We start from the raw sequence: 21,083 nt of genomic DNA on the forward strand, positions 1-21,083 counted from the left end.
AATGATGCGCGGGTGCGCAAGGTCCAGACTATCAAGAACCGCACAGTATGCACGAAATACCATAAAAGCCTACCCCTGGTAGTAAGTTCGGATGTACAAATGGCGCGCATCTTCACCCTTTCGCGATAAAAAAGCTGACTGGTATCAAGTCTTTCAAGCATGATAGCCAGTAGTGTTAGCGCCAGCCTGATAAGCGGCAAGAAAGGATGATTTACTGATTATGGCTCAACCTCATTTACTGGCAGAAAGAATTTCGCGCCTCAGCAATGCGTTAGAGAAAGGATTGTATGAGCGTCACCACGCCATACGTCTCTGCCTGCTGGCCGCGCTCAGCGGTGAAAGCGTGTTTCTGCTCGGCCCGCCGGGTATTGCCAAAAGCCTGATCGCCCGCCGTCTTAAGTACGCCTTCCAGCATGCCCGCGCCTTTGAATACCTGATGACACGTTTCTCCACGCCGGAAGAGGTTTTTGGCCCACTGTCAATTCAGGCATTAAAAGATGAAGGACGCTACCAGCGCCTGACCAAAGGCTACCTGCCGGACGCTGAAATCGTTTTTCTCGATGAGATCTGGAAAGCCGGACCGGCAATTCTGAATACCCTGCTTACCGCGATTAACGAACGCCGCTTCCGCAATGGCGACAGTGAAGATGCCATTCCGATGCGCCTGCTGGTTACCGCCTCCAACGAGTTACCGGAAGCAGATAGCGGGCTGGAAGCACTGTATGACCGTATGTTGATTCGCTTGTGGCTGGATAATGTGCATGAGAAACAGAATTTCCGCAGCATGCTAACCCACCAGCAGGATGAAAACGTCAATCCGGTGGCGGAAAACCTGTGCATCAGCGACGAAGAGTATCGCAACTGGCAGCAGGGTATCTCTCAGGTGCTACTGCCGGATAATGTCTTTGAGCTGATTTTCCAGCTGCGTCAGCTGCTGGAAACTCTGCCGGATGCTCCCTATATCTCCGACCGCCGCTGGAAAAAAGCGATTCATCTGTTGCAGGCCTGCGCTTTCTATAGTGGACGCAACACCATCGCCCCTATCGATCTGATCCTGCTGAAAGATTGTCTCTGGCATGACGTAGAGTCAATGAAGCTACTGGACCGCGAAATAGATAACCTGATCACCCAGCAGGCGTGGCAGCAACAGCCGCTGCTGATCAAACTGCAGCAGATCGCCGCCCGTCGCCTCGCATTACAGCAGCAACAAAGTCTTGAGCAGGCGATAAAGCTGGAAAAACATGGCGGTATGTTTAGTCGTAAGCCGCATTACGACCTGCCTGCGGCGCTGAGCGATCAGCAGCTGACATTAATGTTGCAGAAACCGCTGACGCTGCACGATATGCAGGTCACCCATGTGGTGGTGACGCGCGAAGCGCTAACTCACTGGCTGCAAAAGCCGGGTGAAATTCGCGGCAAACTAAACGGCATCGGTTTTGCCCAGACACTGGATCTGCAGGTTGATGGCCATGATTGCCTGACGCTGCGCGATGCCAGTCTGCAGGTCTCACGCCTGATGCAGCCGGGCAAACAGCAGAGCACGATGCCGGCAGAGATCGCCCAGGCGCTGGATGAGCTGGAAAATCAGTTACGCGGCCAACGCACGCTATTCAGCCAGCATCAGCGCTGTCTGTTTATCAGTGACGACTGGCTGGCGCGCATCGAAACCAGCCTGCAGGACGTGGCGGAACAGCTGAAACAGGCGCGAAAATGATCTCGCTGGAGACGCTTAGCACCCTGCTCTCGATCGGTGAAGGTGAACTGATTGAAGAGTTAATTCTGGTGTTGCTGGCGTCGCCGCAGCTGGCGCTGTTTTTAGAGAAGTTTCCCAAAATGAAAAATGCGCTGTTGCGCGATTTGCCGCGCTGGAAAGCGGAGATCCTCGAAAATCTGAAAACCACCCCGGTTCCGGAAGCGCTGGGGAAAGAGTTTGCCTTGTTTCAGCAATATCAAACCGTCAGCACCGCCACCTTTTCCCGCCAGCTGCTCAGCCTGCTGGCAGAGCTTGAAGCCCTAAACTCCCCGTTTGTCGAACAGGCCAGCGGGCTGATCGCCCATGCTGACGTCGACAATCTCAGCCAGGCGCAGCACACCCTATTTCTGCAACGCTGGCGCTTAAATCTGACGCTGCAAACCCTGACGCTAAATCAGCAACTGCTTGAGCAGGAGCGGGAAAAGCTGCTGGCGGAACTGCAACAGCGGTTGGCGATCAGTGGTCAGCTGGCGCCGGTGCTGGCCGATGACGACGAAGCTGCCGCCGGGCGCTTATGGGATATGAGCGCCAGCAAACTGCAGTACGGCGACTATAAGTTGATCGCCGAATATGGCGATTTCCTCGCGCAGCAGCCGGAGTTGCTGAAACTGGCCGAACAGCTCGGCCGCAGCCGTGAGGCAAAATCAGTGCCGTCGCAGGATGCGCCGAAGGAAGCTTTTCACCAGCTGGTGCGTGAACCCGATAACGTACCGGAAGAGGTCAGTGGCCTGCATCAGAGCGACGATGTACTGCGGCTGTTACCGCCGGAACTGGCGACACTGGGCATTAGTGAGCTGGAGATTGAGTTTTACCGACGGCTGGTGGAGAAGCGCCTGCTGACCTACCGCCTGCAGGGCGATGCCTGGCATGAGAAAATCACCCAGCGCCCGGTCAGCCACCAGCAACATGAAGATCAGCCGCGTGGGCCGTTTATCGTCTGCGTCGATACCTCCGGCTCAATGGGCGGTTTCAACGAACGCTGTGCCAAAGCTTTCTGCCTGGCGCTGCTGAAAATCGCGCTGGCAGATAAACGCCGCTGTTACATTATGCTGTTTGCGCATGATGTAGTGGGCTACGAGCTGACCAGCGATGACGGTATCGCTCAGGCGATCCGTTTCTTAAGCCAGCGCTTTCGTGGCGGCACCGATCTGGCCGCCTGTATCGATGCGGTAATCAGACGCATGGAAGGACCTGGCTGGCTGGAAGCCGATGCGGTGGTGGTGTCGGACTTTATCGCTCAACGCCTGCCCGATGCGCTGATTAAAACCGTAAAACTGCGCCAGCAGCAGCAACAGCAGCGTTTCCATGCCGTGGCCATGTCAGCGCATGGCAAACCGGGTATTTTACGTATTTTCGATCATATCTGGCGTTTTGATACCGGACTGAAAAGCCGCCTGCTTCGCCGCTGGAAACGTTAATCCCTCCGTTTCAGCGCCCCACGCCCTTATCGCCGGCGTTAATGCCGACAGCCTTTCGGTTTGCTATAGTCATCCATTATCCCTGAATTACCTGGCAACTCGGGAGCAAAACGTGACTCAGCATCAACAGAACCGCAATGCAGGCTTACCCACACCAACCCGCACCTTGCTTTTGAGCGGCAACAACGTTGAGCAGAAACGCCAGCAGATCCTCAGCTACTTCACCCGTACTTGGGAGCTGTATGAAGATCTGTTCGACTGCCTTGCTGACCAGCGCGCCTGGTTTACCAAAGCCATCTCTTTACGCCATCCGCTGATCTTTTACTTTGGTCATACTGCCACCTTTTACGTCAATAAGCTGATGGCCGGTCAGCATCTTAATCAACGTATTGATGACCATATAGAAGCAATGATGGCTATCGGCGTTGATGAAATGAGCTGGGACGATCTTGATACCAGCCACTATCAGTGGCCGACGGTTGGGGAACTGCGCGACTATCGCGGCAAAGTGAAGAGTACGGTCAGCGAGTTTATTCAAACCATGCCACTCAGCCTGCCGATTGACTGGAACAGTCCGGCATGGGTGATCCTGATGGGTATTGAGCACGAGCGTATCCACCTCGAAACCTCCAGCGTTCTGATACGTCAGCTGCCGGTTGAGTGGGTAACGCCACAGGCGCACTGGCCGGCCTGCGAAACCGCGCGCCATAACCGCCATGAAGTTCCGGCTAATCGTCTGATATCTGTGGCCGGAGGCCTGGTCACTCAGGGTAAAAGCGACGACACCTACGGCTGGGATAATGAGTACGGCACGCTGCAAAGCGAGGTGAAACCCTTTAAAGCCAGTCAGATGCTGGTCAGTAATGCGGAATTTCTCGCCTTTGTCAGCGCAGGTGGCTATCAGCAGCGGCAGTGGTGGGATGACGAAGGCTGGGGCTGGCGCGAATTTGCCCGGGCGGAGAAACCGACGTTTTGGGTCGGGGACATTACGCAACCCGATCGGCTAAAACTGCGTCTGATGGCTGAAGAAGTGGCGATGCCGTGGGACTGGCCCGCTGAAGTTAATCAGCTGGAAGCCGCCGCTTTCTGCCGCTGGAAAGCGGATGATACCGGCAAATCGATTCAGTTACCGAGCGAAGCGGAGTGGTACTGCCTGCGCGAGCAACTGGCCGGCGATCAGCCGGACTGGCAACAGGCGCCGGGCAATATCAACCTGGAGTACTGGGCCTCCTCCTGCCCGGTAGATCGGTTCCCACAGGGGGAGTTCTTTGATCTGATCGGTAACGTCTGGCAGTGGACCACCACACCGATTAACGGCCTGGAAGGCTTTAAGGTTCATCCGTTGTACGATGACTTCTCGACGCCGACCTTTGATGGCAAACACGCCCTTATTAAAGGCGGCAGCTGGATCTCCACCGGTAACGAAGCGCTGAAATCTTCCCGCTATGCGTTTCGTCGTCATTTCTTCCAGCATGCGGGGTTCCGCTATGTGCTCTCCACCCATCAGGAAAAAATGATACTAAACCCGTATGAAACCGACAGCATGGTGTCGCAATACCTCGATTTCCAGTACGGTCCGGAATACTTTGGCGTCGCCAACTACGCGAAAACGCTGGTGGAGATCGCCTGTAAGTTCAGTATAAAACGTGGACGCGCGCTGGATATCGGCTGCGCCACCGGTCGCGCCAGCTTCGAACTGGCGCGTTATTTCGATCAGGTGGTGGGGATGGACTATTCCGCACGCTTTATCGACGTGGCGCTTCAGCTCACCAGCGGGGAAGAGTTCCGCTACCTAACCCAGGAAGAGGGCGATCTGGTGGAATACTGCCAGGTGCGGCTGAAAGATTTCGATCTCGGCGCCCAACAGGCGGCGCGTATTCAGTTTGTACAGGGCGATGCCTGCAACCTGAAACCGCAACGCGAACAGTATGATCTGGTTCTGGCATCCAATCTGATTGACCGCCTGCGGCAGCCGAAACGTTTTCTGCAGGATATCACCACCATGCTCTCCCCGGGCGGGGTGTTAATGCTGTCATCGCCTTACACCTGGCTGGAGGAGTTCACGCCGAAGGAGAACTGGCTGGGCGGTATCCGCGAGAATGGCGAAGCGCTTACCACTTATCAGGCGCTGCAACGTCTGCTGGCGGCAGATTTTGAAGAGATCGCCTCACCACGCGATGTACCTTTTGTGATCCGCGAAACCGCGCGGAAATATCAGCACACCGTCGCCCAGTTAACTCTCTGGCGTAAACGCTAGTCGCTCTCCGCTCACGGCCTGCGCAGGCAGGCTGTGAGCGCTTTCCTGCGTGGTCACTAACAACCTGCTATTAATGGCCGATAATCGGTTAGGTTTAGTGGTATTCATTTAACCCTCAACGGAGTGAAAAGTGGCGGACAATCTGCAAATAGACAATCTCGACCGGGGCATCCTGAATGCGTTAATGGACAACGCCCGCACTGCCTATGCCGAGCTGGCTAAGCAATTTAACGTCAGCCCGGGAACCATTCATGTGCGTGTCGAGAAGATGAAACAGGCGGGTATTATCAAAGGTACACGGGTGGAGATTGATCCGCGGCACCTCGGATATGACGTCTGCTGTTTTATCGGCATCATCCTGAAAAGCGCTAAAGATTACCCTTCCGCGCTGGCACGACTGGAGAGTCTGGACGAGGTAGTCGAGGCGTATTACACCACCGGCCATTACAGCATCTTTATTAAGGTGATGTGCCGATCGATCGATGCCCTGCAGCAGGTGTTGATCAACAAGATACAGACCATTGATGAGATCCAGTCAACCGAGACGTTGATCTCGCTGCAGAACCCGATTATGCGTACCATTAAGCCGTGATCGGTGGATAGAGTTATACACAGCCCGGCGTTAAAGACCGGGGAATTAATCAGATTAAATCAGGTGGCCAAAACCCCGGCCACCATTAATCAAATCATCCGTTGCTGCGGGTGTAAGGCTAATTAGTTAACCGGCAGCCACAGCGCCAGAACGTCCGCCGGATTCCAGTGCGCCATTGCCATATGCGGCTGACGACAGCTATATTTCTTGCCCTGATACGTCACAACATCCCCCACCTTATACTGCACGCCGACCTTCCAGGCATCTCCGGTCATTTCATCACTGGCAGTGTTAGCCTGCAAAGTCGCACTATGCGCAGATAACGCGCCGGAAGCCGCCTGTGCCACCACACTATACTGGTAGCGGGTTGCCGGGGTCAGCCCCTGATCCTGATACGCAGGCGCGGTGGTTTTTTGCAGCAGTTTGCCATCACGATAAACATGATACTGGCTTACCGTCACGTTGCTGACCGGCTTCCAGCTGATAGCCAGTGTGGTTTTACTGGCGGCATCAACCCGCAGATCCTCGGGAACATTCGGGGCGATAATCTCTTGTTCCTGCGGGATTTTTGCTTCAACGCGGTTACTGGCCTGAGAGATATTGCCGGCAGCATCAACCGCCATAACGTGATAGCTATATTCCACTGCCGGCTGCGCCGTTTTATCCGACCAGCTGGTGGCGGTGACCACATCCATTTTAACGCTGTTACGATAAACCCAGTAAGCGCTTACCCCGAGATTATCTGTTGCCGGCTGCCAGCTAAGAGCGATTGTTTTACCCTGCACGCTGGCAGTCAAATTAGCGGGTGCCGAAGGCGGGATGGTATCTTCTACCGGCTCCGGTGTCGTCACACCATCCGCCGCCTGTTTCATCTCATTGATATAATCAACCTGATCTTCCACTCTCATCTGTTCGGTACTGGCGCCAAGGGTCCAGACAAAGAAGCCGCCATAATTGTTTGCCGCCTGCCATTCGGCACGGGCAATATTATTTTGCCGGCTCTCCAAAAAGTTACCATTTGGCCCCCACTGTTTATTAATCGTGGCGCCCAATACTATTTTGCCAGCATCACCCACCGCCCGGGCATAGTTATTCATCGCGACTTTATATTTAAAATTACGCCCTGCGTCATAAGCCATCACATTAAAGAAATCGTAGACATCCTTACTTTTTGCCAGCAGCGGCAATACTTCGCCGTGATGGGAAGAACGTTTGTCCTCAATATACGAACAATCCTGCTGAACGCTGCTATCAGCACAGGCGACCGGGTCAGCGCCCACATGATAAGTGGTCAGACTGAGCAGCTTTTTGCTTTCCGGCCCCAGCAACTGGCGTACGCGTTGTGACAGCTTCAGCAGATTATCGTTCTCTTCCGTGGTCAGACGGGCTGCTTTCTCGAAATCAAAATCAACGCCATCGAGATAAACCGTACCGGCTTTCTGATAAAGCCCCATATCACAGGAGCCATCCCATTTGGTCGCCAGGCATTCGCCGACCATCTGTTGAGGCGTCAGGTTTTTTTTATACACCGGGAAGCCGGTATTCAGCAGTTTAACCAGCGCCTGAGCGATTTTTTCACGACCGGAATCGGTATTAAGGTGGGACCAGATATCTTCATAAGTTTGTCCGCCAAAGGCGACCATCATTTTCTTTTCCGGATGGGCTAATTTTACCTGGGTCCAGGTGGAATAAGCCACAGGCATCCACCATGCGTCATAACGTGGGATGGTTGCGATATCGTCAGAGGTGGTAATATTTCCTTCGCTATCCCATTTACCAAAGGATAATAGAAAGGTATCAACTTTCGATTGCGCCAGAGTTTCCGCATCATCACTATGCAGTCCCCATGAGGTCAGATAGCTGATAGTACGGTTCTGTTCGGTTGCCAGCGCAGAATGGGTAATAAAGGCGGCGCCAATCAGTAAAGCTAAAGGTAACTTTTTCAAAACACGATCTCTTAATCAATTAATCAGGGCTGAATATCCTATCCAGGATTTCCTGGAGAATTTTCTGCCGCTATATAAGAGCGAAGAGCAACATTAATAAGAAACCGCGAGCCGATCAGCAGCGACAGTGATGGCGGACGATCGAATAACCCTGGTTTTCCACAGGTAGATCACTGCTTGATCACAGAGTACAATGCCCCCCTTTGTAGCGCAGGGATCTCATCATGACCGACATTACCTTAATCAGTGGCAGTACCTTAGGCAGCGCGGAGTACGTCGCTGAGCATCTGGCGGAAAAACTGGAAGATGCCGGCTTCACCACCGAGACCTTTCACGGTCCTGAGTTGCAGGAACTGCCACAGCAAGGTATCTGGCTGGTGGTGACCTCAACCCACGGCGCAGGCGACTTACCGGAAAATCTGCAGCCACTATTTGATGAGATTGAAGAGCAACAACCCGATCTTTCTGCCGTGCGTTATGGCGCAGTGGGGATTGGCAACCGCGAGTACGATCTGTTCTGCGGAGCAATAGAGAAGATCGATACCTTATTAACCGCCTGTGGTGGCCAACGTATTGGCGAGCGTCTTGAGATCGACGTGTTGCAGCATGAGATCCCGGAAGATCCGGCCGGGGAATGGGTAGAGAGCTGGAAAACGCTGCTTTAATCGCCAGTCAGAGGTTCAGCGGAGCCTCTTTTCTCCCCTGGCGACGCTTTTTTTTGCCGGATCCGCAACTTTTTTCACCTTTTTTGTACGATTTAAGCGCGATCGATTGTGGATAACTACTGTATTGACCCCCTAACAACCGGTTGTTATCCCAATTATAAGGTTGTTCATTCCTTGAGCCTGTGTATAACATGCCATTTAGATCCCAGCTTATACGGATCAGGATCACCGATCATTCACAGCTATCGATCTTCACTAATCGGTTGATCGGCTTGATCAAAAAAGGCTTATCCACAGAGATCGACGATCCTAATAAGAGATCTAATAAACAGATCCTTAAATAAAAAAGATCTTTCTTTTTAATACCTGACGATCCCGATGCTTTCGCCATCGTCTAAAGTTGAGTAGAATCCACGCCCCAGGGAACTCTCCCTGACCGTCCAATCGCGAGGTGCAGTACCATGTTCTATCCAGATCCTTTTGACGTCATCGTAATCGGTGGTGGTCATGCGGGAACAGAAGCCGCGATGGCTGCTGCCCGAATGGGTCAACAAACCCTGTTGTTAACCCACAACATTGATACTCTGGGACAGATGTCCTGTAACCCGGCGATCGGGGGTATCGGCAAGGGACATCTGGTAAAAGAAGTGGATGCACTGGGTGGTCTGATGGCAACGGCGATCGATCATGCCGGGATACAGTTTAGGATACTAAACGGCAGCAAAGGCCCGGCGGTAAGAGCCACCCGGGCACAGGCTGACCGCGTACTCTATCGGCAGGCAGTGCGTACCGCACTGGAGAATCAACCGAACCTGATGATCTTCCAGCAGGCGGTTGAGGATCTGATTGTCGAAAACGATCGCGTGGTCGGCGCCGTCACCCAGATGGGACTAAAATTCCGCGCAAAAGCCGTGGTACTGACCGTCGGCACCTTCCTGGACGGAAAAATTCATATCGGTCTGGATAACTACAGCGGCGGCCGTGCTGGCGATCCGCCATCAATTCCGCTTTCGCGTCGACTACGGGAATTGCCGCTGCGTGTCAGCCGCCTGAAAACCGGTACGCCACCGCGTATCGATGCCCGTACCATCGATTTCAGCGTATTAGCACAGCAGCATGGCGATACGCCGATGCCGGTGTTCTCGTTTATGGGCAATGTGTCACAGCATCCACAACAGGTGCCTTGCTACATCACCTACACCAATGAGAAAACCCATGACGTGATCCGTAATAACCTTGATCGCAGCCCAATGTACGCCGGGGTGATCGAAGGTATTGGTCCACGTTATTGCCCGTCGATCGAAGACAAAGTGATGCGCTTTGCCGATCGTAACGCCCACCAGATTTTCCTCGAGCCGGAAGGCTTAACCAGCAATGAAATCTACCCGAACGGCATTTCGACCAGTCTGCCATTTGACGTGCAGATGCAGATTGTCCGCTCAATGCCTGGCATGGAAAACGCGCGCATTGTGCGTCCGGGCTATGCGATCGAGTATGATTTCTTCGATCCTCGCGATCTGAAGCCCACGCTGGAAAGCAAATATATTCATGGCCTGTTCTTTGCCGGCCAGATCAACGGCACCACCGGCTACGAAGAAGCCGCTGCGCAAGGTTTGCTGGCAGGACTGAATGCCGGTCGTCTGGCGGCGGACAAAGAGAGCTGGGCGCCGCGTCGCGATCAGGCTTACCTCGGGGTGCTGGTGGACGACCTCTGCACCCTTGGCACCAAAGAACCGTACCGTATGTTCACTTCACGTGCGGAATATCGTCTGATGCTGCGTGAAGACAATGCCGATCTGCGTCTGACCGAAACTGGCCGCGAGCTGGGACTGGTGGATGATGCCCGCTGGGCGCGCTACAGCGAGAAGCTGGAGAGCATCGAGAAAGAGCGTCAGCGTTTGCGTGATATCTGGGTGCATCCGAAATCAGCCAGCGTTGCTGAGATCAATAGCGTCCTGAGCGCGGCGCTGACCAAAGAGGGCAGCGGTGAAGATTTACTGCGTCGTCCGGAGATGACCTACGAAAAACTGATGACCCTTGCGCTGTTTAGCCCGGCATTAAGCGATGCCGAGGCCGCTGAGCAGGTAGAGATTCAGGTGAAGTACGAAGGTTACATCGCCCGTCAGCAGGAAGAGATTGAACGCCAGCTGCGCAATGAAAATACCCTGCTGCCGGCTACCCTCGATTATCATCAGGTTAGCGGCCTGTCGAACGAAGTGATCGCCAAACTTAACGATCATAAACCGGGCTCGATCGGCCAGGCTTCGCGCATCTCCGGCATTACGCCGGCAGCGATCTCTATTCTGCTGATCTGGCTGAAGAAACAGGGATTGCTTCGTAAGAGCGCCTAGCGGCTATCTTACTTGCCATTTTGCATTTGGGCAGTGCTCGCTATCCTCACGTACTGTATGTACGCTCCGGTAGCTGCGCGCTGTCCGTAGCCAAACTGGCGGCGCCGATAACGCCCTTACTGTGTATTGATTTAAACGGGATTCCTCTGTGATTAACAAACTCTCCGCCCTGCTTAATGCCGCCAACATTTCCCTGTCCGATCAGCAAAAGCAACAGCTGACAGGCTATGTTGAAATGCTGCATAAGTGGAATAAAGCCTATAATCTGACTTCCGTGCGTGATCCGGAGCAGATGCTGGTGCGCCATATTCTCGACAGCATTGTGGTGGAGCCTTACCTGCAGGGCCGCCGTTTTATTGATGTGGGCACCGGCCCGGGGTTGCCTGGCATACCGCTGGCGATTGTGCGCCCTGAGGCCCATTTCACCCTGCTGGATAGCCTGGGTAAGCGTGTGCGTTTTCTGCGTCAGGTACAGCATGAACTAAAGCTGGAAAATATTACGCCGGTACAGAGCCGCGTAGAGGATTTTCCCTCAGATGCGCCGTTTGATGGCGTTATCAGCCGTGCTTTCGCCTCACTGAATGATATGCTGAGCTGGTGCCAGCCGCTGGCGGGTAAAAGCGGGACGTTTTATGCGCTGAAAGGGGTTCTGCCGGAAGAGGAGATCGCTGCCTTACCCGCCGGTTTTAGCGTAATTAACACCGTACGCCTTACGGTTCCTCAGCTTGAGGGCGAGCGTCATCTGGTGATGATTAAGGCGATTTAACCTGTTAATCAGTCAGGATTTAAGCAGCAATAGTGATTTGAGTTAGGTGCTAAGCAGCGTGGAAATTAGCCTTTCGTGCATTTTCCACCGTCATTTTCGCTGGCCCGATCTGTTTCAATCAGGTTAAATTCCGCGGCGGAAATTATTGGTCATCCTCCGTTACATTTAACGTTAATTTCACATCCCATTATCAAAACTATCACGACACTGTGTTTGTTTCGGTGAAAAAGCAGTGAGGGGGGAAAATATATCTTTGCCCTAACCCAGCCTGCGCGCGGTGATTATTGACATTGAAAGTTTGCTGGCGATGTCAATATAAGCTTTTGAACGATGGTAATTGTTATTTTTAAATTAAAATTAGTTATTTTATTGATTTTAAATGGATTTTTTATTTGTTTTTCCATGGTAATACGGAAATAACCGTATGTTATTTCGCCATTACATTACTGAATTGTGATCTAAAGCACGCTTTCTGCACAGTGTTTTGCCGCTATTGCAGCAAATTTACTTCGGTTTACTGTTCTTTGTGCTTTTGAAAACCAGGTTGTCGGAAAGAAATTTAAATAATTGTTCACCTTTTCGCTACTTATCCATTGAAATCGTAGGTACGCCCCGTATAATTTGCTCGTTTTTTGCTGCTTGACTCAAATGAGTAAAGGCAGTTTTATACGACACGCGACATACCCCGAGCGGGGCAGGAGAGTTTAGCGTCATGTCAGTGTCTCTTTACAGTGTAAAATTTGCCCGAACCGTGCTGCTGCTTCAGCTGGTGACTTTTGTCGTAATCGGATTGCTGTTTGCCCTGAAAGATGTCACCTGGGGCGCATCTGCCATCGCTGGTGGGCTGGCTGCGTGGCTGCCAAGTGTGTTTTTTATGATTTTAGCCTGGCGCCTTGGGGCGCAAACACCCGCGAAAGGCCGTGTTGCCTGGAGCTTCGCCCTTGGCGAGGTGTTGAAGGTGTTTGCCACGATTATCCTTCTTATCGTGGCGCTGGGGCTGTTCGGCGCGGTGTTTTTGCCGCTCGGGCTGGCGTGGTTATCGGTGCTGGTTGTGCAGATACTGGCACCGGCTGTAATTAACAACAAAGGGTAAGAGGCATCATGGCTGCAGGAGAAATCTCTACTCCGCAAGAATACATAGGTCACCACCTGAATAACCTTCAGCTGGACCTGCGTACTTTCGAGTTAGTGAACCCGCACGACGCACCAGCGTCTTTCTGGGTATTAAATATCGATTCCATGTTTTTCTCTGTGGTGCTGGGCCTGCTGTTCCTGGTGCTGTTCCGTAAAGTAGCGAAAGGTGCTACCAGCGGCGTACCGGGAAAATTCCAGACGGTTATTGAACTGGTGGTTGGCTTTGTCGACGGCAACGTTCGCGACATGTACCACGGTAAAAGCAAACTTATCGCCCCGCTGGCCCTGACGATTTTCGTCTGGGTGTTCCTGATGAACTTCATGGATCTGCTGCCAATCGACCTGCTGCCGTATATCGGTGAAAAGTGGCTCGGTCTGCCAGCTCTGCGTGTTGTGCCTTCAGCTGACGTTAACGTCACGCTGTCTATGGCTCTGGGCGTATTTATTTTGATTCTGTTCTACAGCATCAAGATGAAAGGCATCGGCGGCTTTACGAAAGAGCTGACCATGCAACCCTTTAATCACCCGATCTTCATCCCCATCAACCTGATTCTTGAAGGTGTCAGCCTGCTGTCTAAACCGGTTTCTCTCGGTCTGCGACTGTTTGGCAACATGTATGCGGGTGAATTGATTTTTATCCTGATTGCCGGTCTGTTGCCGTGGTGGTCACAGTGGATTCTGAGTGTGCCCTGGGCCATTTTCCACATCCTGATCATTTCGCTGCAGGCTTTCATTTTCATGGTCTTAACGATTGTCTATCTGTCGATGGCATCCGAAGAACATTGATTTTTTATCAACACTACTGCGTTATAACTGAAACAAACTGGAGACTGTCATGGAAAACCTGAATATGGATCTGCTGTACATGGCTGCCGCTGTGATGATGGGCCTGGCGGCAATCGGTGCTGCGATCGGTATCGGCATCCTCGGAGGTAAATTCCTGGAAGGCGCCGCGCGTCAACCGGATCTGATTCCTCTGCTGCGTACGCAGTTCTTTGTTGTCATGGGTCTGGTGGATGCAATCCCGATGATCGCTGTTGGTCTGGGTCTGTACGTGATGTTTGCTGTCGCGTAATAACCGATGGTTCATCGGGCAACAGATTGTATGTTGAGCGATGAACGGACTCTGCCGCTTATCTCTGATGACGGCAGATTAAGTTAACTTAACAAGAGGCATTGTGCTGTGAACCTTAACGCAACAATCCTCGGCCAGGCTATCGCGTTCGTCCTGTTTGTCCTGTTCTGCATGAAGTACGTATGGCCGCCGATTATGGCAGCCATCGAAAAGCGCCAGAAAGAAATTGCTGAAGGCCTTGCTTCCGCTGAACGTGCCAAAAAAGATCTGGATCTTGCGCAGGCTAATGCGACTGACCAGCTGAAAAAAGCGAAAGAAGAAGCCCAGGTAATTATTGAACAGGCTAACAAACGCCGTGGTCAAATCCTGGACGAAGCGAAAGCTGAAGCTGAGCTCGAACGTAACAAGATCGTCTCCCAGGCTCAGGCGGAAATTGACGCTGAGCGTAAACGAGCACGTGAAGAGTTACGTAAGCAAGTCGCGATGCTGGCAATTGCCGGCGCCGAGAAGATCATTGAACGTTCCGTGGATGAAGCTGCTAACAGCGACATCGTAGATAAACTGGTCGCTGAACTGTAAGGAGGGAGGGGCTGATGTCTGAATTTGTAACTGTAGCTCGCCCCTACGCCAAAGCAGCTTTTGACTTTGCTGTTGAACATCAAAGTGTCGACCGCTGGCAGCAGATGCTGGCGTTTGCCGCTGAAGTGGCAAGCAATGAACAGATGACAGAACTTCTCTCCGGCGCCGTGGCGCCGGAAGCTACGTCTGCATCTTTCAACGCGATCTGTGGTGATCAACTCGACGAAGCTGGTCAGAACCTGATTAAGGTAATGGCAGAAAACCGACGTTTACAAGCGCTTCCGGATGTACTGGCTCAGTATATACAACTGCGTGCCGCACACGATGCGACCGCCGAAGTTGAAGTTATCTCTGCCAATGCTCTGAGTGACGAACAGCTGACTAAAATCAGCGCCGCGATGGAAAAACGTCTGTCTCGCAAAGTTAAGCTGAATTGCAAAATTGATAAGTCTGTAGTGGCAGGCGTTATCGTCCGCTCGGGTGATATGGTGATTGATGGCAGCGTACGCAGCCGTCTTGAGCGTCTGGCAGACGTCTTGCAGTCTTAAGGGGACTTGGAGCATATGCAACTGAATTCCACCGAAATCAGCGAACTGATCAAGCAGCGCATTGCTCAGTTCAATGTCGTGAGCGAAGCTCACAATGAAGGTACTATTGTTTCTGTAAGTGACGGTATCATCCGCATCCACGGCCTGGCCGATGTGATGCAGGGTGAGATGATTGCCCTGCCGGGCAGCCGTTACGCTATTGCACTGAACCTCGAGCGTGACTCTGTAGGTGCGGTAGTGATGGGCCCGTATTCTGACCTTGCCGAAGGCATGAAAGTTAAGTGTACTGGTCGTATTCTGGAAGTTCCGGTTGGTCGTGGCCTGCTGGGTCGTGTGCTGAACACCCTGGGTGCACCAATTGATGGCAAAGGCGCTATTGATAACGATGGCTTCTCGCCAATCGAAGTGATCGCACCTGGCGTTATCGAGCGTCAGTCTGTTGATCAGCCTGTTCAGACCGGTTACAAATCTGTCGATGCAATGATTCCAATCGGCCGTGGCCAGCGTGAGCTGATCATCGGTGACCGTCAGACCGGTAAAACCGCGATGGCGATCGATGCAATCATCAACCAGCGTGACTCCGGAATTAAATGTGTGTACGTGGCCATCGGCCAGAAAGCGTCCACCATTGCTAACGTGGTTCGTAAGCTGGAAGAACACAACGCACTGGCTAACACCATTGTTGTGGTTGCTACCGCATCAGAATCCGCCGCACTGCAGTACCTGGCGCCATATGCCGGTTGTGCGATGGGCGAATACTTCCGTGACCGCGGCGAAGATGCGCTGATTGTGTACGATGACCTGTCTAAACAGGCTGTTGCTTACCGTCAGGTTTCCCTGCTGCTGCGTCGTCCACCAGGTCGTGAAGCATTCCCTGGTGACGTGTTCTACCTCCACTCCCGTCTGCTGGAACGTGCATCCCGTGTTAATGCGGAGTACGTTGAAGCATTCACCAAAGGTGAAGTGAAAGGTAAAACCGGTTCTCTGACGGCGCTGCCAATCATTGAAACCCAGGCGGGTGACGTTTCTGCGTTCGTTCCAACCAACGTAATTTCGATTACCGATGGTCAGATCTTCCTGGAAACTAACCTGTTTAACTCCGGTATTCGTCCGGCAGTTAACCCGGGTATCTCGGTATCTCGTGTGGGCGGTGCTGCTCAGACCAAGATCATCAAGAAACTGTCCGGTGGTATTCGTACCGCGCTGGCGCAGTATCGTGAACTGGCTGCGTTCTCTCAGTTCGCTTCCGATCTGGATGAAGCAACCCGCAAACAGCTGAGCCACGGTCAGAAAGTGACCGAGCTGCTGAAGCAGAAACAGTATGCGCCGATGTCTGTTGCCCAGCAGGGCCTGGTGCTGTTCGCTGCTGAACGTGGCTATCTGACTGACGTCGAACTGGCGAAAATCGGTAGCTTCGAAGCTGCGCTGCTGGCTTATGCCGATCGCGACCATGTCGAGCTGATGGCTGAAATCAACCAGTCGGGTAACTACAACAACGATATCGAAGAGAAGCTGAAAGGCGTTCTTGATACGTTCAAAGCAACCCAGTCCTGGTAACGTCTGGCGGCCTGCCCTGACAGGGCAGGCCGCAAGGCTTTGAGGAGAAGCTTATGGCCGGCGCAAAAGAGATACGTAGTAAGATCGGAAGCGTCCAGAACACGCAAAAGATCACCAAAGCGATGGAAATGGTCGCCGCCTCCAAAATGCGTAAATCGCAGGAACGCATGGCGGCCAGCCGTCCTTATGCAGATACCATGCGCAAAGTGATTGGTCACATTGCTCTTGGTAATCTGGAGTACAAGCACCCTTACCTTGAGGAGCGCGACGTCAAGCGCGTTGGCTACCTGGTCGTTTCTACCGACCGTGGGCTTTGTGGTGGTTTGAACATTAACCTGTTCAAAAGAGTGCTGGCTGATATGAAAGCCTGGGCTGATAAAGGCGTCGAGAGCGATCTGGCGATTATTGGCTCCAAAGGTCTGTCATTCTTCAGTTCTGTTGGCGGCAACGTGGTTGCTCAGGTTACCGGTATGGGAGATAAACCTTCCCTGTCCGAACTGATTGGCCCGGTAAAGGTTATGCTGCAGGCTTACGATGAAGGCCGCTTAGATAAGCTGTTTATCGTCAGCAACAAATTTATCAACACCATGTCTCAGGCTCCTCAGATCATTCAGCTGCTGCCGTTACCACCTGCAGAAGATGAAGGCGATCTGAAGAAGAAGACCTGGGATTACCTGTATGAGCCGGATCCGAAAGGGCTGCTGGATACTTTACTGCGTCGCTATGTAGAGTCTCAGGTTTACCAGGGTGTTGTAGAAAACCTGGCCAGCGAGCAGGCCGCGCGTATGGTGGCGATGAAAGCCGCAACCGATAACGGCGGTAACCTGATCAAAGAGCTGCAGTTGGTATACAACAAAGCTCGTCAGGCCAGCATCACCCAGGAACTTACCGAGATCGTCTCGGGGGCCTCCGCGGTTTAACCAGGTTAAATATTAGGTAGAGGATTAAGATGGCTACTGGAAAGATTGTCCAGGTAATCGGCGCCGTGGTGGACGTCGAGTTCCCTCAGGACGCAGTACCACAAGTGTACAGCGCCCTTGAGGTTCAGAATGGTGATGCTCGTCTGGTGCTGGAAGTTCAGCAGCAACTGGGTGGCGGCGTGGTTCGTACCATCGCCATGGGTTCCTCAGACGGCCTGAAACGCGGTCTGGCAACGGTTGACCTTGAGCATCCAATCGAAGTACCAGTAGGTACTGCAACACTCGGCCGTATCATGAACGTGCTGGGTGAGCCAATCGATATGAAAGGCGACATCGGTGAAGAAGTCCGTTGGTCAATTCACCGTCCGGCTCCTTCCTACGAAGATCTGTCAAGCTCGCAGGAACTGCTGGAAACCGGTATCAAAGTTATCGACCTGATGTGTCCGTTCGCTAAGGGCGGTAAAGTCGGTCTGTTCGGTGGTGCGGGTGTGGGTAAAACCGTAAACATGATGGAGCTGATCCGTAATATCGCGATCGAGCACTCAGGTTACTCCGTATTTGCCGGTGTGGGCGAACGTACCCGTGAAGGTAACGACTTCTACCACGAAATGACCGACTCTAACGTTATCGACAAAGTATCTCTGGTGTATGGCCAGATGAACGAGCCACCGGGAAACCGTCTGCGCGTAGCGCTGACCGGCCTGACCATGGCGGAAAAATTCCGTGATGAAGGTCGTGACGTACTGCTGTTCATCGATAACATCTACCGTTATACCCTGGCCGGTACTGAAGTATCAGCTCTGCTGGGTCGTATGCCATCTGCGGTAGGTTATCAGCCGACCCTGGCAGAAGAGATGGGTGTGCTTCAGGAACGTATTACTTCCACGAAGACCGGTTCCATCACTTCCGTACAGGCGGTTTACGTTCCTGCGGATGACTTGACTGACCCATCACCAGCCACCACCTTTGCGCACCTTGATGCAACCGTGGTACTGAGCCGTCAGATCGCTTCTCTGGGTATCTACCCGGCAGTTGACCCGCTGGACTCCACCAGCCGTCAGCTCGATCCGTTGGTTGTTGGTCAGGAACACTACGACACCGCGCGTGGCGTTCAGTCCCTGCTGCAGCGTTATCAGGAACTGAAAGACATCATCGCCATTCTTGGTATGGATGAACTGTCTGAAGACGATAAACTGGTGGTAGCACGCTCACGTAAAATGCAGCGTTTCCTGTCCCAGCCGTTCTTCGTAGCGGAAGTCTTCACCGGTTCTCCAGGTAAGTATGTGTCGCTGAAAGATACCATCCGTGGCTTTAAAGGCATTATGGAAGGTGAATTCGACCATCTGCCAGAGCAGGCTTTCTACATGGTAGGTTCCATCGACGAAGCCGTGGAAAAAGCGAAGAAACTGTAATAACGGTTTCCCAGGAGGTTAGATATGGCTATGACTTATCATCTGGATGTGGTCAGCGCAGAGCAACAAATGTTCTCTGGTCTGGTACAAAAAATCCAGGTGTCAGGTAGCGAAGGTGAACTGGGTATCTATCCTGGTCACGCCCCGCTGCTCACCGCCATTAGGCCTGGTATGATCCGTATCGTTAAACAGCACGGCGAAGAAGAGTTTATTTATCTCTCCGGCGGCGTACTGGAAGTGCAGCCAGGCTCGACTACCGTGCTGGCTGACACGGCGATTCGTGGCACAGATCTCGACGAAGCGCGAGCGCTGGAAGCGAAACGCAAAGCGGAAGAGCATATAAACAGCTCTCACGGCGATGTCGACTTTGCTCAGGCATCGGCGGAACTGGCTAAAGCGATCGCCAAACTGCGCGTTATCGAGTTGACCAGGAAAGCGATGTAATCCAGGCTTTATGTCTTAAGATGCCGGTCAGTTATCTGACCGGCATTTTTTTTGGCCTTTTCGACGGCTTTGCCGGTTATTTTCGCTTTGCTGGCTAATTTCGTTCCGAGAAAAATGTAGTAATCTCAGGCTTAAACCGTTTTACTTTCGTCTATCAAAAGAATGGTCAGGGTGTGTATGTCAAACAGCGCAATGAGCGTGGTTATTCTTGCTGCCGGCAAGGGAACCCGCATGTATTCAGATCTTCCGAAAGTCCTGCATCCTCTGGCAGGGAAACCGATGGTGCAACACGTCATTGATGCGGCTAAACACCTCGGCGCGCGTAACGTCAACCTGGTGTATGGCCATGGTGGCGATCTGCTGCAGGCCACGCTGAATGATGAGTCGCTGACCTGGGTGCTGCAGGCGGAACAGCTGGGTACCGGCCATGCAATGCAACAGGCGGCGCCGCACTTTGCCGACGACGAAGATATTCTGATGCTGTACGGCGATGTGCCGTTGATCTCCGTGGCAACTCTCGAACGCCTGCGCAGCGCAAAACCGCAGGGGGGCATTGGGTTGCTGACGGTGAAACTGGATAACCCCACCGGTTATGGCCGCATCCTGCGTCAGCAGGGCGACGTGGTGGGGATTATTGAGCAGAAAGATGCCACTCCTGAACAGCTAACCATCGGTGAAATTAACACCGGCATTCTGATTGCTAACGGTGCTGATATGAAGCGCTGGTTAAGCAAACTGACGAACAATAATGCACAGGGTGAATACTATATCACTGATATTATTGCCCTCGCCCACCATGAAGGCCGCAAGATTGAAACGGTGCATCCGGCGCGGATTAGCGAAACCGAGGGCGTAAATAATCGTCTGCAGCTCTCCGGGCTTGAACGTGTTTATCAGGCTGAGCAGGCGGAAAAACTGCTGCTGGCTGGCGTGATGTTGCTGGACCCGGCGCGTTTTGATCTGCGTGGCAGTCTGAAGCATGGTCGTGATGTGGTGATTGATACCAATGTTATTATTGAAGGTCAGGTAACACTGGGCGATCGGGTGAAAATCGGCAGCGGCTGCGTGATCAAAAATAGCGTGATCGGCGATGATTGCGAAATTAGCCCATATACGGTGGTTGAAGATGCCGAACTGGCCGCGGCCTGTACTATCGGCCCCTTCGCACGCCTGCGTCCGGGCAGTGAGCTGGCGGAAGGCGCACATGTCGGCAACTTTGTTGAGTTGAAAAAGGCGCGTCTGGGTAAAGGTTCCAAAGCCGGCCATCTCAGCTATCTCGGCGACGCAGAGATCGGCGCCGGCGTGAACATTGGCGCCGGCACCATTACCTGCAACTATGATGGCGCGAATAAATTTAAAACCATCATTGGCGATAACGTCTTTGTTGGTTCTGATACCCAGCTGGTGGCGCCGGTAACGGTGGCCAGCGGCGCCACTATCGCTGCCGGAACCACGGTGATGAAAGATATCACCGCCGCCGATCTGGTCTATAACCGTAAACAGCAGATCCAAAAGTCAGGCTGGCAGCGTCCGGCGAAAAAGAAATAAAAAGCAGTAGGGGCGGCATTTATGCCGTCCGTTAGTTAAAAAAATAATACTCCCCACTCTACAAGGCTCGGGGAATCCGCAGGTTCGATGCGCAAGCACGTAAATCTCAGCGGAAAAT

At 52.8% G+C, this 21,083-nt stretch carries 18 protein-coding genes; 17 read left to right on the forward strand and 1 reads right to left on the reverse strand.

Features of this window, described 5'->3' with window-relative positions:
- Nucleotides 1-220: 220 nt before the first annotated feature.
- The 4 genes from ravA to asnC all read left to right on the forward strand — a co-directional run bounded on the left by ravA (nucleotide 221) and on the right by asnC (nucleotide 6,020).
- A complete protein-coding gene (gene ravA, locus JWF83_RS02975; RefSeq protein ID WP_413648557.1) occupies nucleotides 221-1,714 on the forward strand; it encodes an ATPase RavA in 1,494 nt (497 codons plus the stop codon).
- The gene (gene viaA, locus JWF83_RS02980) at nucleotides 1,711-3,171 is read left to right on the forward strand and encodes an ATPase RavA stimulator ViaA (protein WP_413648559.1); all 1,461 of its coding nucleotides are present in this window, start codon (nucleotides 1,711-1,713) and stop codon (nucleotides 3,169-3,171) included. The genes ravA and viaA overlap by 4 nt, the downstream gene beginning before the upstream one ends.
- Before the next feature lie 112 nt (nucleotides 3,172-3,283).
- Nucleotides 3,284-5,428, forward strand: coding sequence for a 5-histidylcysteine sulfoxide synthase (gene ovoA / locus JWF83_RS02985; protein ID WP_413648560.1), 2,145 nt, complete (start codon nucleotides 3,284-3,286; stop codon nucleotides 5,426-5,428).
- A 130-nt stretch (nucleotides 5,429-5,558) separates the two neighbouring features.
- Nucleotides 5,559-6,020 (forward strand): transcriptional regulator AsnC, encoded by a 462-nt coding sequence (asnC, locus tag JWF83_RS02990; protein ID WP_413648561.1) that lies wholly within the window; start codon nucleotides 5,559-5,561, stop codon nucleotides 6,018-6,020.
- 122 nt (nucleotides 6,021-6,142) lie between these two features.
- On the opposite strand, the gene JWF83_RS02995 is transcribed toward asnC, so the two are convergent.
- A complete protein-coding gene (locus JWF83_RS02995; RefSeq protein WP_413648563.1) occupies nucleotides 6,143-7,966 on the reverse strand; it encodes a glycosyl hydrolase family 18 protein in 1,824 nt (607 codons plus the stop codon).
- Between the two features lie 224 nt (nucleotides 7,967-8,190).
- Here JWF83_RS02995 and mioC point away from each other — a divergent pair, with 224 nt between their 5' ends.
- The 13 genes from mioC (at nucleotide 8,191) to glmU (ending at nucleotide 20,965) form a co-directional block, all read left to right on the forward strand.
- A complete protein-coding gene (gene mioC / locus JWF83_RS03000) occupies nucleotides 8,191-8,631 on the forward strand; it encodes an FMN-binding protein MioC (RefSeq protein WP_413648565.1) in 441 nt (146 codons plus the stop codon).
- Nucleotides 8,632-9,092: 461 nt separating this feature from the next.
- Nucleotides 9,093-10,982 carry a tRNA uridine-5-carboxymethylaminomethyl(34) synthesis enzyme MnmG gene (gene mnmG, locus JWF83_RS03005; protein WP_413648567.1) on the forward strand — a complete coding sequence of 630 codons (1,890 nt, stop codon included), beginning with the start codon at nucleotides 9,093-9,095 and terminating at the stop codon, nucleotides 10,980-10,982.
- Between the two features lie 148 nt (nucleotides 10,983-11,130).
- A complete protein-coding gene (rsmG, locus tag JWF83_RS03010; protein WP_413648568.1) occupies nucleotides 11,131-11,748 on the forward strand; it encodes a 16S rRNA (guanine(527)-N(7))-methyltransferase RsmG in 618 nt (205 codons plus the stop codon).
- A gap of 712 nt (nucleotides 11,749-12,460) precedes the next feature.
- Complete coding sequence (gene atpI / locus JWF83_RS03015; RefSeq protein WP_413648570.1) at nucleotides 12,461-12,841, forward strand: F0F1 ATP synthase subunit I; 381 nt, start codon at nucleotides 12,461-12,463, stop codon at nucleotides 12,839-12,841.
- Nucleotides 12,842-12,849: 8 nt separating this feature from the next.
- The gene (gene atpB / locus JWF83_RS03020) at nucleotides 12,850-13,668 is read left to right on the forward strand and encodes a F0F1 ATP synthase subunit A (protein ID WP_413648571.1); all 819 of its coding nucleotides are present in this window, start codon (nucleotides 12,850-12,852) and stop codon (nucleotides 13,666-13,668) included.
- 49 nt (nucleotides 13,669-13,717) lie between these two features.
- Nucleotides 13,718-13,957, forward strand: coding sequence for a F0F1 ATP synthase subunit C (gene atpE / locus JWF83_RS03025; RefSeq protein WP_003849523.1), 240 nt, complete (start codon nucleotides 13,718-13,720; stop codon nucleotides 13,955-13,957).
- 108 nt (nucleotides 13,958-14,065) lie between these two features.
- Nucleotides 14,066-14,536: a F0F1 ATP synthase subunit B gene (gene atpF, locus JWF83_RS03030; protein WP_413648573.1), complete on the forward strand. Its 471-nt coding sequence runs from the start codon at nucleotides 14,066-14,068 to the stop codon at nucleotides 14,534-14,536.
- Between the two features lie 14 nt (nucleotides 14,537-14,550).
- Nucleotides 14,551-15,084 (forward strand): F0F1 ATP synthase subunit delta, encoded by a 534-nt coding sequence (gene atpH / locus JWF83_RS03035; RefSeq protein ID WP_413648575.1) that lies wholly within the window; start codon nucleotides 14,551-14,553, stop codon nucleotides 15,082-15,084.
- Nucleotides 15,085-15,099: 15 nt separating this feature from the next.
- Nucleotides 15,100-16,641: a F0F1 ATP synthase subunit alpha gene (atpA, locus tag JWF83_RS03040; RefSeq protein WP_413648577.1), complete on the forward strand. Its 1,542-nt coding sequence runs from the start codon at nucleotides 15,100-15,102 to the stop codon at nucleotides 16,639-16,641.
- A gap of 53 nt (nucleotides 16,642-16,694) precedes the next feature.
- Nucleotides 16,695-17,561, forward strand: coding sequence for a F0F1 ATP synthase subunit gamma (gene atpG / locus JWF83_RS03045; protein ID WP_413648579.1), 867 nt, complete (start codon nucleotides 16,695-16,697; stop codon nucleotides 17,559-17,561).
- Between the two features lie 29 nt (nucleotides 17,562-17,590).
- A complete protein-coding gene (atpD, locus tag JWF83_RS03050) occupies nucleotides 17,591-18,973 on the forward strand; it encodes a F0F1 ATP synthase subunit beta (protein WP_413648581.1) in 1,383 nt (460 codons plus the stop codon).
- Between the two features lie 24 nt (nucleotides 18,974-18,997).
- A complete protein-coding gene (locus tag JWF83_RS03055; protein WP_413648582.1) occupies nucleotides 18,998-19,417 on the forward strand; it encodes a F0F1 ATP synthase subunit epsilon in 420 nt (139 codons plus the stop codon).
- Nucleotides 19,418-19,594: 177 nt separating this feature from the next.
- On the forward strand, nucleotides 19,595-20,965 hold the full coding sequence (glmU, locus tag JWF83_RS03060) for a bifunctional UDP-N-acetylglucosamine diphosphorylase/glucosamine-1-phosphate N-acetyltransferase GlmU (RefSeq protein WP_413648583.1): 1,371 nt from the start codon (nucleotides 19,595-19,597) through the stop codon (nucleotides 20,963-20,965).
- The last annotated feature ends 118 nt before the right edge of the window (nucleotides 20,966-21,083 follow it).

The sequence above is a fragment of the Pantoea sp. B65 genome (assembly GCF_047308185.1).
In the GTDB taxonomy this organism is placed as follows: domain Bacteria; phylum Pseudomonadota; class Gammaproteobacteria; order Enterobacterales; family Enterobacteriaceae; genus Erwinia.